We start from the raw sequence: 16,124 nt of genomic DNA, 5'->3' as shown, positions 1-16,124 counted from the left end.
GAGGGCCCTGATTTCTACAGGGCATAGAACATGGCGTGGTTCTATCTTAGCCCCGCGAAAAGATCCTTTTCCGGCAGTTCCGCGGGCACCCGCGACTGGATCAGGGAGTAGTCCTCCCAGGGCCAGGCCCGGCGCTGCATGTCCGGAGACACGGCGAAGAAGAATCCCAGCGGGTCCACCTGGGTCCGGTGGGCGCGGAGTGCGTCGTCGCGGGCTTCGAAATAGTCCCCGCAGTCAACCTGGGTGGTGGTGGGGTGCGTCGGAGGCGGCGGCGTGTGGCCTTCGGCGTCAGCCTCGAGCCAGGCTGCAAGGCGCTCGGCGTAGGGCGACTGCAGGCCGGCCTCTTCGAGCGCAAAGTGCAGTGCGCGGAACCGCTCAGGGCTGAAGGCGCGGTCGTAGTACAGCTTGCTGGGTTCCCACGGCTCGCCGATGCCCTGGTACCGTTCCGGATCGCCCGCGGCCTCAAAGGCCTCCACTGCCACGCGGTGGGCCATGATGTGGTCGGGGTGCGGATAACCGCCGTTTTCGTCGTAGCTCAGGATGACCTGCGGCTTGAAATCACGCACCAGCCTCACCAGCGGGGCCGCAGCAACCTCCAGCGGCTGGAGGGCGAAGGAACCCGGCGGCAGCGGCGGAAGGGGGTCGCCTTCGGGCAGGCCGGAGTCCACGAATCCGAGCCAGCGCTGGCGGATTCCCAGCACGCGGGCGGCGTTGTTCATTTCGAGGCGGCGTGCACCGGCCATGTCCCGCTTGGGGTGCGGATCGCTTTCCATGGCGGGGTTCTGGATGTCGCCCCGGGATCCATCCGTGCAGGTGGCCACCATGACGTCAACCCCTGCCGCGGCGTACATGGCCATGGTGGCTGCGCCCTTGCTCGATTCGTCGTCAGGGTGAGCGTGGACGGCCAGCAGGCGGAGCGGTTGTGACTGGCTTGCGGACGCTGTCATCTGAAACGGCTCACTTTCTTGGAATGTTGGGCGTGCGGTTCAGGGCTACGCGGACGCGGAAATATCCCGTTCGGATCCACACTAAACTGGAACGGTGACTTCCGAGGATCAGCCGGCCACTTCGGCGCCGCCAACTACCACCCTAGCTAATCGTTACGGGGGCCAAAAGCGCGCCCTCTCGCGCAAGGCCAAGCGCAACATCGGAATCGCCGCACTCGCTGCCGGAATCGGGTTCATGGCATGGATCTCCACCTCGCTGAACACCGAGACCGTGTCTTTCAAGGACATCGGCTACAGCACCACGGACGCCACCCAGGCAGAGATCGATTTCCAGGTCACCAAGGAGCCCGGAACCAGCGTTAAATGCGCGGTCAAGGCGCTGGACGAGAAGTTCGCGGTGGTCGGCTGGAAAGTGCTTGATATCGGTCCGAACCCGGCTGATGCCACGGCCGACGGCGGCCGCACCACCGCCCACCGCGCAGTGGTGCGCACGGAATCGCTCTCGGTTTCCGGGGTCGTGGACAGCTGCTGGATCCCGGACGAGGACAAGTAGCGGGCAGCTGTTCCGGCTGCTTTCCGCTGCCGGCATGTGACCCACACCGCAGGCCTTCTTTGGTTTGTCCAGCGCATTGACTACAATGGATCAATACCTTCTACCCCGCTGAGCTGGTTACTGAGTTCCACAAGTGGCCACCGTGGCGGGGTCTTTACTTGTTTGACCACAAACTTGTTTGACCACGAAAAAGGAGAAGTCCGTGTCTACCACCAACAGCGCAACTGCAGCTTGGCTTACCCAGGAAGCTTTTGATCGCCTGAAGGCAGAGCTGGACCACCTCTCCGGTGCCGGCCGGGCGGAAATCGTCCAGAAGATCGAAGCAGCACGCCAGGAGGGCGACCTCAAGGAAAACGGCGGATACCACGCCGCCAAGGAGGAGCAGGGCAAGATTGAAGCCCGCATCCGCCAGCTCACCGTTCTGCTCCGGGATGCCCACGTGGGTGAGTCCCCGGCGGATGACGGAATCGTCGAGCCCGGAATGATCGTCGTCGCCCGGATCGCCGGCGACGAGGAGACCTTCCTGCTCGGGTCCCGCGAGATCGCAGGCGATTCCGACATCGACGTCTTCAGCGAGAAGTCCCCGCTCGGGTCCGCCATTGTGGGCCACAAGGAGGGCGACAAGCTCAGCTACACCGCCCCGAACGGCAAGGACATCACGGTGGAGATCATCTCTGCCAAGCCGTACGCGGGCTAGGAGCGCAGCTCCCCCGGCCACGGCAAAGCTTTAACGCACGACGCCGGCCCTCCCCTCCCAGGGGATGGCCGGCGTCGTGCGTTGTGCTGAAAGGTAGTTCAGCCTTGCGGTAGCCGCGGCCTGAGCAGCACTGCAGCGGCGACGCCGCCCAGTGCACCGCCCAGGTGCGCCTGCCAGGAAACGAATCCCGCCACGCCCGGCAGGATACCGAACAGGATGCCGCCGTAGCTGAGGAAAAGGACCACCGACAGCGCTATCTGCCACCAGTTGCGGTTGAAGAACCCGCGGACCAGGAGGAAGGCAAAGAGTCCAAAGACCAGGCCGGAAGCGCCCACCGTGATCCCCCAGCCGCCGATCAGCCACACCAGCAGGCCCGAGCCGAGCCAGCTGAACGCCACAGCGGTGACGAAGACCCTGAGCCCGGACATAAAGACGAGGAAGCCAAAGATGACCAGCGGCAGCGCGTTGGAAACCACATGGCCGAGGTTGGCATGGAACAGCGGGAACGAGAGGATGTCCAGCAGTCCGTCGGCGGTGCGCGGGCGGAGGCCGAACGTCCTGTTCAACGCATGGAACGTGGCCGCGTTGACGAACTCGATCGCAAACAGGAGGACGACGAACAGCCCCGTAACCAGGAGCCCGCCCTGCGCGCGGGCGGCAGGCGTGTGCCTCGTCTGCGGCCGGCCCCCCTGAGCATCCAGCACCATGGCCCCTAGTGCACCACGATCGGCTGGAAACCCTCGGCACGGAGCGCGCCCAGGACCTGCTCGCAGTGCTCATGGCCCTTGGTCTCCAGGTTGACGGTGATGGAGACGTCCCCCATGCTGATGGAGCCGCCCACCCGGGTGTGGTCCAGGCCTGTGACGTTGGCGTCGTTCTCTGCGATGATCCGGGCAATAGTGGCCAGCGAACCGGGCCGGTCGTCCAGCATCATGCGGACCGTCATGTAGCGGCCCGCCGCAGAAAGACCGCGCTGGATCACCTTGAGCATCAGCATCGGGTCGATGTTGCCGCCGGAGAGGATCACCGCGGTGGTGCCGGGGTTTTCAATCTTGCCGTCCATCAGGGCGGCAACACCCACGGCACCCGCCGGCTCCACCACCATCTTGGCGCGCTCCAGCAGGAAGATCAGCGCCCGCGCGAGCGAGTCCTCGCTGACCGTCACGACGTCGTCCACCAGTTCGCGGATGATGCTGAACGGCAGCTGCCCGGGGCGGCCCACGGCGATGCCGTCGGCCATGGTGGAGACCTTCTTCAGCGGCACCAGGGCGTCCGCAGCGAGCGACGGCGGGTAGGCGGCGGCGTTTTCGGCCTGGACGCCGATGATCCGGATGTCGCGGCCCAGCTCCCGGGCCCTCGCCTTCACAGCCACCGCGACGCCCGCCAGCAGGCCCCCGCCGCCGACTCCCATCAGGATGGTGTCAACATTGGGAATCTGTTCCAGGATTTCCAGCCCCACCGTTCCCTGTCCCGCCACAACGTCGACGTTGTCGAAAGGGTGGACAAAGACGGCGCCGGTCTCATCGGCGTAGCGCTGGGCTTCCGCGAGGGCTTCGTCCACATTGTGCCCGTGCAGGACCACTTCGGCGCCGTGGCTTCGCGTGGCGGCCAGCTTGGGCAGGGCCACGCCCAGCGGCATGTAGATGCGCGCCTTGATGCCCAGGCTTTTGGCTGCGACGGCAACGCCCTGCGCGTGGTTCCCGGCCGAGGCCGCCACCACTCCGCGCTTTTTCTCTTGGGCGGAGAGCTTGGCCATGCGGACGTAGGCGCCGCGTACTTTGAACGATCCGGCCCGCTGGAGGTTCTCGCACTTGAAGTAGACGTCGCCGCCCACCATGCTGCCCAAGGCCCGGGAGGATTCCACCGGGGTCCGCGTAATAATCCCTTCAAGCAGCTTCTGCGCCTCCAGGACATTGTCCAACGTGACGGGCAGGCTATTGAGGGTTTTCACGAACTAGTCTCCTTTGGGGAATTCGGCTGGGGCGTCCGGGCCGGCATGTCCGGCGGGAGTTCCCGTTGACTGTGCGGCGCCCTTGCCGCGGCCCGGAGTCGCACCGGGAAGATAGACATCCTTGAAGGTGTTGTCTTGGCCGGGTCCGGTGTCCCCGGTTACACCCGGGGTTGCCGCCGCCAGCACTCCTTCATGTTCCCACGTTCTGGCAGCAATATATCGAATCGCCGAGTTTGCTACGGCAAGGATGGGCACCGAGAAGAGTGCGCCGGGGATGCCGGCGAGATAGGAACCGGCCGCCACGGACAAAATAACGGCCACCGGGTGCAGGGCCACCGCCTTGCCCATGACGAGCGGCTGCAGGATGTGGCTTTCCAGCTGCTGGACCAGCAGCACGATCCCCAGCATGATCAGCGCGTTGACCCAGCCGTTGGCCACGAGGGCCAGGAGCACGGCCACGGCCCCGGTGACCAGCGCGCCGACGATGGGGATGAAGGAGCCGATGAACACCAGCACGCCCAGGGGCAGAGCCAGCGGAACGCCGATGATGGCGGCACCGGCGCCGATTCCCACCGCGTCCACAAAAGCCACGAACATCTGGATGCGGGCGTAGCTGACCATGGATGCCCAGCCCTTGCGGCCGGCACCGAAAGTGGCAGCGCGTGCTTTCCTGGGCAGCAGCCGCACCAGGAACGCCCAGATCCGGTCGCCCTCGAGGAGGAAGAAAATCAGCACAAACAACGCGAGGATGAGGCCCGCAGCGAAGTGACCCGCGGTGCTCCCGAAGGAAAGGGCGCCGCTCAGGATGCTGCTGCTGTTGTTCTGCAGCGCATCCGTCGCCTCCTTCAGGTACTGGTCGATCTGTGCCGCTGTGAGGTGGAGCGGGCCTTCCGCCAGCCAGCCCTGGATCTGCTGGATTCCGGTCAACGCCTCACTCCACAATTCGCTGAACCCGGCGACCAACTGCCGCCCCACGAGCGCCAGGGAGCCGGCGATCAGGCCGATGAAGCCCAGCACTGTGATGGCCACCGCGCCGCCGTTGGGCACGCGCTGCGCCCTGAGCCAGCGGGTAACGGGGCTCAGGAGACCGGCCAGCAGGGCTGCGACCATGACGGGGATGATCAGGAAGCTGATCTTGCTCAGCAGCCAGACAAGCGCAGCAACGACGAGGAGGATCAGCCCGAGCCGCCAGGCCCACGAGGCAGCAATCCGCACGCCGTAGGGAATGTCCTGGTCCAGTTCGCGGTCAGTCACCACCCGCAACGGGGCCGCAGGTTCAGCTGTCCCGCCCAGGGAAGCGGGCAGGGCCGCGGCGTCGCGGGCATCCTGGCTCTGGTTTGGTGCGGCGTCCTCAGCTGGCGTCATAGCCTAATACTTCCCCAGCGGCGCCCCGATGGGAAACCGTCGCGGACTACAGCGACGCGCTGATACCCCACGTGATGGTGAATGACTCCCCTGCCGGCAGCCAGCGCAGGCCGTCACCGCTGTTGAAGGCATTGGCCGGGCCGGTCATGGGTTCAATGGCAACGGCTTTTGCCCTGCCGGGGTACTGGTCAGTGACGAAGACGTGGACGTAGGCGCAGCTGTCGTCCTGCCAGAGGCTTACGCTGCGGCCGTCGGACGCCTGCAGCGTTTGGCGGGCGACGCCGCCGTCGAACACCAGGTCCGTATAGGCGACGTCGATATCGAGTTCGGCCACGGTCCGACCGTTCCGCAGGTCCGTCCCGCCGCTAACCGGCTCTGAACTGCGGGGTATGAGCCTGTCATCGGCAACAAGCCGGCGGGCGGCGCCAACGGTGAGCACCAGGTCCGCGGCCGGCACGTCGCCGAGCCTGAGGTAGGGATGCGCTCCCAGGACGAAGGGGGCGGACCCCTGGGAATCGTTGAGGAGTGTCTGGCGGACCACGAGCCCGAGGTCCTCGGCCAGAACGTACTGGACGCGGTGCCGCAGGAGGAAGGGGTACCCGTGCTGCGGGAAGATCGGCGCCTCCAGGGTCACCGAAAACTCGGATTCGTCCACCAGCTCGTAGGACGCGTTCCGCAGCAGTCCGTGGCTGGCGTTGTTTCGCGAAACTTCGGTGATGTCCAGCTGCTGCTTCTTGCCGTCCAAGTACCAGACGCCGTCTTCAACCCGGTTGGCCCAGGGCGCCAGCGTGATTCCGGTTGCTCCCGGGGGGATGTCACCGTCTCCGTATGTTTCCGTCAGCTGGACCCCGCCCCGGGAATACAGCCGAAGGCCCGCGGCCAGCTCCGTGACCACGGCCAGGGCATCACCGCGGCGGAGTTCGTACTGCCGGCCGGATGCGTAGCGGCGGGGCGCGCTTGCGGTTTCGCCTGAGCCGGCGGCGCCAGCGCCATTGTGGCCGGAATCGAGGGTGCTCGGAGTCATGGGCTCAACCGTACCTGTTCAGGCCCGCCACCTCATCCCGGCGCAGCCGCGCCACATCATCATGTTATTTTTTGTTCGAAACTATTTCTTTTTGATCGTTTTGTGGGAGAATTGAAAAGCCTGCTGCCGCGCCCCTCGAAGGCGGGCTCCGATGGCCGCCGCTCGTAAAGGACTAGACGCATGACACACATCACCAGCACCAATCTCGCCGATGGCCGGGAGCTGCTCTATTTCGATGACGCCCCGGCAGGCGGCGCCCGGACAGGTGGAGGCACGGCAGACGGGGTCCGGGCGGCGGAAACAACACGCCGGCCCGAGGACACCCCCGACCTCCGCGAACTGCCGGCAAGGAGTGAACCGGGCGAAGTCAGGTTCGACGCCCTCACCGGCGAATGGGTGGCTGTGGCTGCGCACCGCCAGAGCCGCACCCACCTGCCTCCGGCGGACCAGTGCCCCATCTGCCCGACGACCCCGGCCAACCCGTCCGAAATCCCGGCACCTGACTACGACGTCGTGGTGTTCGAGAACCGTTTCCCGTCGCTCGGACCCGCGCTTGGACCGGTTCCCGACAATGCCGGCTGGGGAACAACCGGTACCGCCTATGGCCGGTGCGAAGTAGTGTCCTTCACGCCCGAGCACACCGGTTCATTCAGCGGGCTGAGCGAGGTCCGGGCCCGCACGGTTGTTGAAGCCTGGGCGCACCGTACGGGCGCCCTGAACGCGCTTCCCGGCATCCGGCAGGTCTTTCCGTTCGAGAACCGCGGCGCGGACATCGGCGTCACCCTCCACCACCCGCACGGGCAGATTTACGCGTACCCCTACGTGACGCCCCGCGCAGCAGTGATGGGGGCCGCCGCCCGGAAGTACTACGACGACGGCGACGGCCGGCAAACGCTGACCGGCTCCCTGCTGCGCTCGGAACGCGAAGACGGCAGCCGCATGGTCCTTGAAGGCGAGAACTTCAGCGCCTACGTTCCTTTCGCGGCCCGCTGGCCCCTGGAAGTGCACCTGGTCCCGCACCGCCAGGTGCCGGACCTGGCGGCGCTCACCGGCGAGGAGAAGGACGAGCTGGCACACGTCTACCTTGACCTGCTCAAGCGGCTCGACGCCCTCTACCCGACGCCCACCCCTTACATCTCGGCATGGCACCAGGCCCCGCTCGATGAGCTGCTGCGGCCTGCGGGTTACCTCCACCTCCAGCTCACCTCCCCCCGCAGGGCGGAGGATAAGCTCAAGTACCTGGCCGGTTCCGAAGCGGCCATGGGTGCTTTCATTAACGACACCACCCCGGAACTCGTGGCGGAGCGGCTGCGCAGCGTCACGGTTCCCGCCCCAGCCCTCACTCCCATCCCGGAAGGCGCACGCGCATGACCGCCCCACTCAGCAACGGCAACCTGAGCAGCAGTGACCTTGAGGCACGATTCCGGGACGCCTTCGGTTCCGCTCCGGACGGCGTCTGGCAGGCCCCCGGCCGCGTGAACCTGATCGGTGAGCACACTGACTACAACGACGGCTTCGTGCTCCCGTTCGCCATCGACAGGACGGCCCGGGTGGCTGTCCGGGTCCGTCAGGACTCGACCCTCCGGCTGCTGTCCACGTATGGCGACCAGGGAATGACGACGGCGGACACCTCCTCGCTGACCGGCCCGAAGGCCAAGGGCTGGACCAAGTACCCGCTCGGCGTCATCTGGGCGCTGCAGGAGCGGGGCATCGCGGTACCCGGCCTTGACCTGCTGCTGGATTCCAACGTGCCCCTCGGCGCAGGACTCTCCTCGTCCCACGCCATCGAGTGCGCCGTCATCTCAGCCCTCAATGAGCTGACCGGCGCGGGGCTGGAAGCGGAGGAAATGGTCCTGGCAACCCAGCGCGCCGAGAACGACTTCGTGGGGGCTCCCACCGGCATCATGGACCAGTCGGCCTCCCTGCGCGGAGCCAAAGGCCACGCGGTCTTCCTCGACTGCCGGGACCAGAGCGTCCGCCTCGTTCCGTTCGAAACGGAGCCGGCGGGCCTGGTCCTGCTGGTGATCGACACGAAAGTTTCCCACTCACATGCCGACGGCGGCTATGCGTCGCGCCGGGCATCATGCGAGCTCGGTGCCGAAGTACTCGGCGTCAAGGCGCTTCGCGACGTAGGCGTGGAGGACCTGGCGGAAGCCAGCGGCCTCCTGGATGAGGTCACGTTCCGCCGGGTCCGCCACGTGGTCACCGAGAACGACCGTGTCCTGCAGACCGTGGAACTCCTCGGCTCCGCCGGGCCGGGCGCCATCGGACCCCTCCTCGATGCCAGCCACCGTTCCATGCGTGACGACTTCGAGATTTCATGCCCCGAACTGGATCTGGCTGTCGACACCTCCCGGTCCAGCGGAGCCATCGGAGCCCGCATGACAGGGGGCGGCTTCGGCGGGGCAGCGATCGCCCTGACGCCGGTGGCCGCCGAGCAGCAGGTGCGCACCGCCGTCGAGCAGGCCTTCGCCCGCGGCGGCTACCGGAAGCCGGACATCTTCACCGTTACCCCGGCGGCCGGAGCAATGCGGCTCGCATAGCTCCGGCGTAGGCTGGGCGCATGTCAGAAGCAGTCATTGTTTCCACAGCCAGAAGCCCGATCGGACGTGCCTTCAAAGGGTCTTTGAAGGACGAACGGCCGGACGACCTTGCCACGGCGATGGTTACGGCCGCGCTGGACAAGATCCCCTCGTTCGATCCCCGGGGAGAGCACGGCCCGGGCCTCGACGACCTCTACCTGGGGTGCGCGGAACCGAGTGGTGAAGCCGGTTCCAACATGGCCAGGGTGGTCACCATCCTGGCCGGGCTGGATACCGTTCCCGGCGCCACCATCAACAGGTTCTGCGCCTCCAGCCTGCAGACCATCCGGATGGCGTTCCATGCCATTAGGGCGGGCGAAGGGGACGCATTCGTGGCTGCCGGTGTCGAGTCCGTGTCCCGGTATCCCGACTGGACGGGCGCCGGGGAAACCGACGCCGGCACCCACAATCCGCTTTTCGAAGCGGCCCGGCGGCGGACCGAGGCACGGGCCGCGTCCAACACACCCTGGACGGACCCCCGGCTGGGCGGACGGATGCCGGACATCTACATCGCCATGGGCCAGACCGCGGAAAACGTGGCCACCACCTACGGCATCAGCCGTGCCGAGCAGGACGAGTGGGCCGTCCTCAGCCAGAACCGGGCTGAAGCAGCCCTGGCCTCGGGATTCTTCGGCCGGGACATCACGCCGTACACGCGCCGGGACGGCACCGTGGTGGACCGGGACGACTCTCCGCGTGCCGGGGTCACCCTGGAAGGAGTGGCCGCGCTCCAGCCCGTGTTCCGCAGCGAGGGGACGGTGACCGCCGGCAACGCCTGCCCGCTGAACGACGGCGCTGCCGCGGTGGTGGTGATGAGTGACCACCGTGCCCGTGAACTCGGGCTGGAGCCGCTGGCGCGGATTGTGTCCACCGGCGTCAGTGCCCTGTCCCCCGAGCTGATGGGCATGGGCCCCGTCGAGGCGACCCGCCGGGCACTGGCCCGGGCCGGGCTAAGTATTGGCGACATCGACCTTGTGGAGCTCAACGAGGCATTCGCTGTGCAGGTGGTTGCCAGCGCCCGCGAACTCGGCATCGACCCCGCACGGCTCAACGTCCATGGCGGCGCTATCGCCCTGGGGCATCCGTTCGGCATGACCGGCGCGCGGATGACCACCACGCTGCTGAACGGACTTCGGGAACGCGACGGGTCCCTCGGACTGGCGACCCTGTGCGTCGGCGGCGGCCAGGGCATGGCGGTGGTGTACGAGCGCCTCAGCTAACGAGCCGCCCGGCTTAAAAGAATGGGCCCCGCCGTGTGGCGGGGCCCGTTCTTCTAAGTTCGACTACGTAAGACGGCGCTTGCCGGCGTGGGTGCTAATCGTCGCCGCGAAGGATCGCCAGGAGGCGGATGATCTCCACGTACAGCCAGACGAGGGTGACGGTGAGGCCGAACGCGGCGGTCCAGGAGAACCGCTCCGGCGCTCCGTTACGGACGCCTTCCTCGATGCTGGTGAAATCCATGATCAGGGAGAAGGCAGCGAGGCCGATGGCCAGCAGGCCGATGAAGACGCCGAGCGGGATGCCGAAGATCTCCACGCTGCGCAGGCCGAACATCTCGTTTTGCAGACCCGTCAGCATCATCACCATGTTGACCAGCGAGAAGACCGCGTAGCCGATAATCGCGATCATGAAGAAGCGCATGGCCTTGGGGGTGGCACGGACCTTGCCGCTCTTGAACAGCAGGAGCGTGACGCCGAACACGGACAAGGTGCCGATCACTGCCTGCAGGCCGACGCCCGGGTAGAGGCCGTCAAGGACGCGGGTCAGGCCGCCCAGGAAGAGTCCTTCCAGCCCCGCGTAAGCAAGGATCAGTGCGGGTGACGGCTGCTTCTTAAAGGTGTTGACGAGGGCCAGCACGAAGCCGCCCAGCGCGCCGAAGATCATCAGCAGGGACGCCAGCGGCATGCTGACGAAGAGCGTGACGGCAGCACCGGCCATCAGCACGCCGAGGCAGGCTGCGGTCTTGATGATGACGTCGTCAAAGGTCATCCGCCCGGTTTCGGCCGGGCCGGCTGCCGGCTGGTTGTACATCTGCTGCAGCTGGTCATGGGTCATGTTCTGCTGCTGGGCCATCCAGCCGCCCTGAGCGTCCATGACCTGGCCGGGGGTGCGTCCCGGTGCCTGGCCGTACGGGTTCTGCCCGTACTGCGGCTGGCCGTAGGGGTTCTGGCCGTACTGAGCCTGCGGAACAGGCGGTGCCTGGGTGGCTCCACGGAAATTCTTTCCGTTGAAGATCGGGTTTCCGCCAAGTGCCATTGCGGGTGTCCTCCATATAAAGGGGGTTGGGTGGTGATCCTTATAGTTCAAGGTACCAATTTCCACGCACGGGCGGCAGGGATAGTTCCCCGGAAGGGGCTGCCGAAACCCAACCGTGACATGGCCGGCCCCCGGGCGTGACGGATGCCACAGCGGCAAGGCTGCCGGGATTGTTTAGGAATACGCAGAATCAACAAAAGTTTTCTTTAGAAGAACTGCACTAATCCTTAGGCCGGGCTTCACGGTCGTTATCCGATCGCTATCTTAGGCGTGCCTACACGAGGCTTCTTTGGTCCCTGCTAGCTGTAACATAAGCCCAAGCAGGGTGACTGACATCACAAAGTATTCGGCTTATTTGCCGTCTATCTGGCGCCACGACAACGTCCCCTCGCACCGTTCGCAGTGGTTGTAAAGGCGCAACCCAGTCCACCCCCATGTGGAGGTTTTCATTTTGAGAAGCACACTGAGAGGCCTGTCGCACAGACGACGCGGCAGATTGCTTAAGGCGGTGGGGGCTGTTTTTGCCGCCGTCGTGGCAATTCTCCTCGTCGTCGCCCCGGCGTCGCAGGCCACTACCCCCTCACCGACACCATCCCCGTCGAACCAGCAGTTCCAGAACAGCATCAGCGGCTTCCTTCGTGACGATGCACGTGCACCAATCGCTGACGTTACGATCACCGCCAAAAGCGGCGATTTCACCGGGACCGCAAAATCAGGCGCCAACGGCTCATGGACCATCGGAGTCCCGGTCCAGGGCACTTATGAAGTGGAACTTGACGAGTCCACCCTCCCCGAAGGCATCAAGCTCGCCGACGGACAGGAAAATCCACGCACCGTCACGTTCAGCCAGACGTCCAATCTCTCCGTCATCTTCGCCTTCGGCAAAGGCATTGTGGTCCAGCAACAGGACTTCGGCCAGAACCTGCTCAACAGGCTCGTGGCCGGTCTGAGCTTCGGCCTCCTGCTGGCGCTGGCCTCGGTGGGTCTTTCGCTGATCTTCGGCACCACCGGCCTCACCAACTTTGCCCACGGCGAAATGGTCACGTTCGGCGCCGTGCTGGTCTTCGCCTTCAATGCCATGAGCCTGCCGTTCTGGCTGGCGGTGGTCCTTGCCCTGCTGGGCGGCGGCCTCTTCGGCTACGTCCAGGACGCCGGCCTCTGGAAGCCTTTGCGCCGCCGCGGCACGGGCCTGGTCCCCATGATGATCGTCAGCATCGGCCTCGCACTGGCTGTCCGCTACGTCATTCAGTTCTACTTCGGCGGATCCACCCAGCAACTGCCCTACGCCCAGAGCTCCGAAATCCAGATCGGGCCGGTGTCGATCTCGCCCAACAACCTGTGGTCGCTCGTCATCAGCGCCGTCGTCATCGCACTGATCGGCTTCGTCCTCCTCAAGACCCGACTGGGCAAGGCAACCCGCGCAGTCGCCGACAATCCGGCCCTCGCGGCAGCCTCGGGCATCGACGTCGACAATGTCATCCGGATTGTCTGGGTGGCGGGCGGCATGCTGGCCTCCCTCGGCGGCATCCTCTGGGCCTACTACCGGCCCGGCGTCACGTTCGACATGGGTTCCCAGATCCTGCTGCTCATCTTCGCAGGTGTGACCCTGGGCGGCCTTGGCACGGTATTCGGTGCACTGATCGGATCCATCATTGTCGGCATCTTCGTGGAGCTGACCACCGTGTTCGGCCTCGCAGCCGACCTCAAATATGTGGGAGCACTGTTCATCATGATTGTTGTCCTCTTGTTCCGGCCGCAGGGCATCCTGGGCCGTCGCGAGCGCGTGGGTTAGGAGACAGCCATGGACTTGGGATTCATTTTCTCCAGCGCTGCCGGTGAACTGTTCAGCCCGACGACGGCGGCGTACGCGCTGGCCGCGCTCGGCCTCGCCGTTCACTTCGGCTACTCCGGCCTGCTGAACTTCGGGCAGGCGGGCTTCATGGCGGTAGGCGCCTACGGCTTCGCCATCTCCACGCTGACCTTCGGCGTGCCGTTCTTCGTCGGCCTGCTCATCGCCGTCATCTGCTCGGCGATCTTCGCGCTGCTGCTGGGTATTCCAACCCTGCGCCTGCGCGCCGACTACCTGGCCATCGTGACGATTGCGGCGGCGGAAATCGTCCGCTACATCGTCACCACCAACCAGCTGACGTCCGTCACGGGTTCCGCCAACGGACTGGCAGCCTTCGAGGGCGGCTTCTACGCCATGAACCCGTTCCCGGAGGGCTCGTACTTCGGCATGAACAACAGGGACTTCTTCATCCGTGTTGTGGGCTGGGGACTCGTCATTATCTGCTGCACCCTGGTGTGGCTCCTGATGCGCAGCCCGTGGGGACGCGTCCTCAAGGGCATCCGCGAGGACGAGAACGCTGTCCGCTCGCTGGGCAAGAACGTCTACGCCTACAAGATGCAGGCACTGGTCATCGGCGGCGTCCTGGGCGCCCTGGCCGGCATGATCTTCACTCTTCCCCGCGGCGCGGTCCAGCCCGCCAACTACGGCACCGAGCTGACGTTCTTCCTGTACACCTGCCTGCTCCTGGGCGGCCTCGGGACGGTCCTCGGTCCGGTGGTGGGCGCCATGATCTTCTGGGTGGTGCTTTCGCTCACCCAGGGCATTCTCTACGGCCTCATTGAGTCCGGTGCGGTGACATGGCTGAACACGGTCCAGGCCGGGCAGCTGCGCTACATCCTCGTGGGTGTTGCCCTGATGCTGCTGATGATCTTCCGGCCCCAGGGCGTCTTCGGCAACAAGAAGGAGTTGGCGTTCGCATGAGTGAACAACGCAATGTGCCAACATCAAGTGGCACTAGGAACAGCGGTAACACCGAGAATATCGACTACATGACGGACACGCGTCCGATCGCGGCCGGCGAAACAGCGCCCGGCTGCAAGAAGCGGGACCCGATCGTCGTCGCCGAAAACGTTACGCGGAGCTTCGGCGGCATCAACGCCGTCGACGTCGAATACCTGGAAATCCCCCGGCACAAGATCACGGCGCTGATCGGACCCAACGGGGCCGGCAAGACCACCTTATTCAACCTGCTGACCGGCTTTGACACGCCGAACTCCGGCAAGTGGCAGTTCGAAGGCAACAGCCTCGCCGGCGTCTCCCCCTACAAGGTCGCACGGATGGGCATGGTCCGCACGTTCCAGCTGACGAAGGTGATGGGCAAGCTTACCGTCATGGAAAACATGCGGCTGGGCGGCTCGGAGCAGCCCGGCGAGCGGCTCTCCAAGGCACTGTTCAAGGGCATGTGGGGCGGGCGTGAAAAGGAGATCACGGCCCAGGCAAACGTCCTGCTGGAGAAGTTCAAACTGGATGCGAAGAAGGACGACTACGCGGCGTCGTTGTCCGGCGGTCAGCGAAAGCTTCTTGAAATGGCGCGGTCGCTGATGGTCAGGCCCAAGCTCGTGATGCTGGATGAGCCCATGGCCGGCGTCAACCCGGCACTGACCCAGTCCCTCCTGGACCACATCAAGAACCTCAAGGCGGAGGGCATGACCGTGCTCTTCGTGGAGCACGACATGAATATGGTGCGCCACATCGCCGACTGGGTTGTGGTGATGGCCGAAGGCAAGATCGTCGCCGAAGGCCCGCCGGTTGAAGTCATGAAGAACCCCGCCGTGATTGACGCCTACCTGGGCGCCCACCACGACGTGGATCTGGGCGACGCTGAAGGCATCAAGGAACTGGCCGCCGAGCTCGTGGCCGACGAGGAGTCAATCGTGGGCACCGAGAACGCCGGCATCATCGCCGTCGACGTCATTGCCCCCGAAACGGACTCTGCCACGGTGACGCCCGAAACCAGGAAGAAGGACACAGAATGAGCGCCACCAGCGCGGCCGCGGCCGCCACGCCAGCCGCTGCGGACCAGTCGGTGGTCAAGGTCACCGACCTGGTGGCGGGCTACATCCCCGGCGTCAACATCCTTAACGGCTGCAGCATCGAAGCCCGCAAGGGCGAACTGATCGGCATCATCGGCCCCAACGGCGCCGGCAAGTCGACGCTGTTGAAGGCGATGTTCGGCCTGGTGAAGGTGCACTCGGGTTCCGTTGTGGTCCGCGGCCAGGACATCACCGGGCTCAAGGCCAACAAGCTGGTTTCCAAGGGTGTGGGCTTCGTCCCGCAGAACAACAACGTGTTCTCCACACTGACCATTGAGGAGAACATGCAGATGGGCATGTTCCAGCGGCCCAAGGACTTCGCCGAGCGGTTCGATTTCGTCACGAGCCTCTTCCCTGAGCTCGGCAAGCGCCGCGCCCAGCGGGCCGGCTCACTGTCCGGCGGGGAACGCCAGATGGTGGCGATGGGACGTGCCCTGATGATGGAGCCGGCCGTCCTGCTGCTCGATGAGCCCTCGGCAGGCCTCTCCCCCGTCAAACAGGATGAGACCTTCCTGCGGGTCCACGAGATCAACCGGGCCGGCGTCTCGGTGATCATGGTGGAGCAGAACGCCCGCCGCTGCCTGCAGATCTGCGACCGCGCCTACGTGCTGGACCAGGGCAAGGACGCGTACACCGGCACCGGCCGTGAGCTCATGAAGGACCCCAAGGTGATCCAGCTGTACCTCGGCACGCTGGCGGACGACGTCTAAACCACCACCAGGAGCCGCAGAAGGGCCGTCACCGTCCGGTGGCGGCCCTTCTGCATGCCCGGGCCACGGGATGGGTGCGTTCGCCTCCGCAGCCACCTGCCCGGCGCCTGGGGTCGAGGCAGGGTGAGGAGGCGCCCTTAGCTCTGGAGCCACCGCC

The 16,124-nt window shown here is 65.5% G+C and carries 15 protein-coding genes; 9 read left to right on the top strand and 6 right to left on the bottom strand.

Annotated features, from left to right (window positions below; translation table 11 throughout):
* Nucleotides 1–41 precede the first annotated feature (41 nt).
* Nucleotides 42–947 (bottom strand): mycothiol conjugate amidase Mca, encoded by a 906-nt coding sequence (gene mca, locus RW112_RS16135; RefSeq protein WP_317782745.1) that lies wholly within the window; start codon nucleotides 945–947, stop codon nucleotides 42–44.
* A 94-nt stretch (nucleotides 948–1,041) separates the two neighbouring features.
* Between mca and RW112_RS16130 the strand changes: the two genes are divergently transcribed.
* Nucleotides 1,042–1,500, top strand: a complete 459-nt coding sequence (locus RW112_RS16130) for a DUF4307 domain-containing protein (RefSeq protein ID WP_305940168.1) — start codon at nucleotides 1,042–1,044, stop codon at nucleotides 1,498–1,500.
* 202 nt (nucleotides 1,501–1,702) lie between these two features.
* The gene (greA, locus tag RW112_RS16125; protein ID WP_305940167.1) at nucleotides 1,703–2,197 is read left to right on the top strand and encodes a transcription elongation factor GreA; all 495 of its coding nucleotides are present in this window, start codon (nucleotides 1,703–1,705) and stop codon (nucleotides 2,195–2,197) included.
* A gap of 98 nt (nucleotides 2,198–2,295) precedes the next feature.
* On the opposite strand, the gene RW112_RS16120 is transcribed toward greA, so the two are convergent.
* Genes RW112_RS16120 through RW112_RS16105 form a run of 4 tightly spaced genes read right to left on the bottom strand, consistent with a single transcriptional unit; the run spans nucleotide 2,296 to nucleotide 6,537 of the window.
* Nucleotides 2,296–2,904, bottom strand: a complete 609-nt coding sequence (locus RW112_RS16120; RefSeq protein WP_317782744.1) for a rhomboid family intramembrane serine protease — start codon at nucleotides 2,902–2,904, stop codon at nucleotides 2,296–2,298.
* Between the two features lie 5 nt (nucleotides 2,905–2,909).
* The gene (ilvA, locus tag RW112_RS16115; RefSeq protein WP_317782743.1) at nucleotides 2,910–4,148 is read right to left on the bottom strand and encodes a threonine ammonia-lyase; all 1,239 of its coding nucleotides are present in this window, start codon (nucleotides 4,146–4,148) and stop codon (nucleotides 2,910–2,912) included.
* A gap of 3 nt (nucleotides 4,149–4,151) precedes the next feature.
* Complete coding sequence (locus tag RW112_RS16110) at nucleotides 4,152–5,513, bottom strand: AI-2E family transporter (protein WP_317782742.1); 1,362 nt, start codon at nucleotides 5,511–5,513, stop codon at nucleotides 4,152–4,154.
* Between the two features lie 46 nt (nucleotides 5,514–5,559).
* Nucleotides 5,560–6,537: an aldose 1-epimerase family protein gene (locus RW112_RS16105; RefSeq protein WP_317782741.1), complete on the bottom strand. Its 978-nt coding sequence runs from the start codon at nucleotides 6,535–6,537 to the stop codon at nucleotides 5,560–5,562.
* 180 nt (nucleotides 6,538–6,717) lie between these two features.
* Between RW112_RS16105 and galT the strand changes: the two genes are divergently transcribed.
* Genes galT through RW112_RS16090 form a run of 3 tightly spaced genes read left to right on the top strand, consistent with a single transcriptional unit; the run spans nucleotide 6,718 to nucleotide 10,339 of the window.
* Nucleotides 6,718–7,908: a galactose-1-phosphate uridylyltransferase gene (gene galT, locus RW112_RS16100; protein WP_317782740.1), complete on the top strand. Its 1,191-nt coding sequence runs from the start codon at nucleotides 6,718–6,720 to the stop codon at nucleotides 7,906–7,908.
* Nucleotides 7,905–9,080, top strand: coding sequence for a galactokinase (gene galK, locus RW112_RS16095; protein WP_317782739.1), 1,176 nt, complete (start codon nucleotides 7,905–7,907; stop codon nucleotides 9,078–9,080). Before galT ends, galK begins: the two co-directional genes overlap by 4 nt.
* Nucleotides 9,081–9,100: 20 nt before the next feature.
* On the top strand, nucleotides 9,101–10,339 hold the full coding sequence (locus tag RW112_RS16090) for an acetyl-CoA C-acetyltransferase (RefSeq protein ID WP_317782738.1): 1,239 nt from the start codon (nucleotides 9,101–9,103) through the stop codon (nucleotides 10,337–10,339).
* A gap of 94 nt (nucleotides 10,340–10,433) precedes the next feature.
* Here RW112_RS16090 and RW112_RS16085 read toward each other — a convergent pair whose 3' ends face one another.
* On the bottom strand, nucleotides 10,434–11,375 hold the full coding sequence (locus RW112_RS16085) for a Bax inhibitor-1/YccA family membrane protein (RefSeq protein WP_317782737.1): 942 nt from the start codon (nucleotides 11,373–11,375) through the stop codon (nucleotides 10,434–10,436).
* Between the two features lie 508 nt (nucleotides 11,376–11,883).
* Between RW112_RS16085 and RW112_RS16080 the strand changes: the two genes are divergently transcribed.
* The 4 genes from RW112_RS16080 (at nucleotide 11,884) to RW112_RS16065 (ending at nucleotide 15,967) form a co-directional block, all read left to right on the top strand.
* The gene (locus RW112_RS16080; protein ID WP_305940158.1) at nucleotides 11,884–13,167 is read left to right on the top strand and encodes a branched-chain amino acid ABC transporter permease; all 1,284 of its coding nucleotides are present in this window, start codon (nucleotides 11,884–11,886) and stop codon (nucleotides 13,165–13,167) included.
* 9 nt (nucleotides 13,168–13,176) lie between these two features.
* Nucleotides 13,177–14,145, top strand: a complete 969-nt coding sequence (locus RW112_RS16075) for a branched-chain amino acid ABC transporter permease (RefSeq protein WP_028270465.1) — start codon at nucleotides 13,177–13,179, stop codon at nucleotides 14,143–14,145.
* Nucleotides 14,146–14,213: 68 nt separating this feature from the next.
* Complete coding sequence (locus RW112_RS16070; RefSeq protein ID WP_305940156.1) at nucleotides 14,214–15,200, top strand: ABC transporter ATP-binding protein; 987 nt, start codon at nucleotides 14,214–14,216, stop codon at nucleotides 15,198–15,200.
* Complete coding sequence (locus tag RW112_RS16065) at nucleotides 15,197–15,967, top strand: ABC transporter ATP-binding protein (protein ID WP_317782736.1); 771 nt, start codon at nucleotides 15,197–15,199, stop codon at nucleotides 15,965–15,967. Before RW112_RS16070 ends, RW112_RS16065 begins: the two co-directional genes overlap by 4 nt.
* The last annotated feature ends 157 nt before the right edge of the window (nucleotides 15,968–16,124 follow it).

This window comes from Arthrobacter sp. B10-11 (assembly GCF_033142195.1).
GTDB classification, from domain to species: Bacteria; Actinomycetota; Actinomycetes; order Actinomycetales; family Micrococcaceae; genus Arthrobacter; species Arthrobacter oryzae_C.
Note: the sequence above shows the minus strand (reverse complement) of the source record. Positions and strands in the feature narration are given on the sequence as shown.

Bases quoted from the DNA above. Each gene is read 5' to 3' on its own strand.
- mca (WP_317782745.1), bottom strand. From the start codon at position 947: ATGACAGCGTCCGCAAGCCAGTCACAACCGCTCCGCCTGCTGGCCGTC.
- RW112_RS16120 (WP_317782744.1), bottom strand. From the start codon at position 2,904: ATGGTGCTGGATGCTCAGGGGGGCCGGCCGCAGACGAGGCACACGCCT.
- RW112_RS16110 (WP_317782742.1), bottom strand. From the start codon at position 5,513: ATGACGCCAGCTGAGGACGCCGCACCAAACCAGAGCCAGGATGCCCGC.
- RW112_RS16105 (WP_317782741.1), bottom strand. From the start codon at position 6,537: ATGACTCCGAGCACCCTCGATTCCGGCCACAATGGCGCTGGCGCCGCC.
- galT (WP_317782740.1), top strand. From the start codon at position 6,718: ATGACACACATCACCAGCACCAATCTCGCCGATGGCCGGGAGCTGCTC.
- galK (WP_317782739.1), top strand. From the start codon at position 7,905: ATGACCGCCCCACTCAGCAACGGCAACCTGAGCAGCAGTGACCTTGAG.
- RW112_RS16090 (WP_317782738.1), top strand. From the start codon at position 9,101: ATGTCAGAAGCAGTCATTGTTTCCACAGCCAGAAGCCCGATCGGACGT.
- RW112_RS16085 (WP_317782737.1), bottom strand. From the start codon at position 11,375: ATGGCACTTGGCGGAAACCCGATCTTCAACGGAAAGAATTTCCGTGGA.
- RW112_RS16075 (WP_028270465.1), top strand. From the start codon at position 13,177: ATGGACTTGGGATTCATTTTCTCCAGCGCTGCCGGTGAACTGTTCAGC.
- RW112_RS16070 (WP_305940156.1), top strand. From the start codon at position 14,214: ATGACGGACACGCGTCCGATCGCGGCCGGCGAAACAGCGCCCGGCTGC.
- RW112_RS16065 (WP_317782736.1), top strand. From the start codon at position 15,197: ATGAGCGCCACCAGCGCGGCCGCGGCCGCCACGCCAGCCGCTGCGGAC.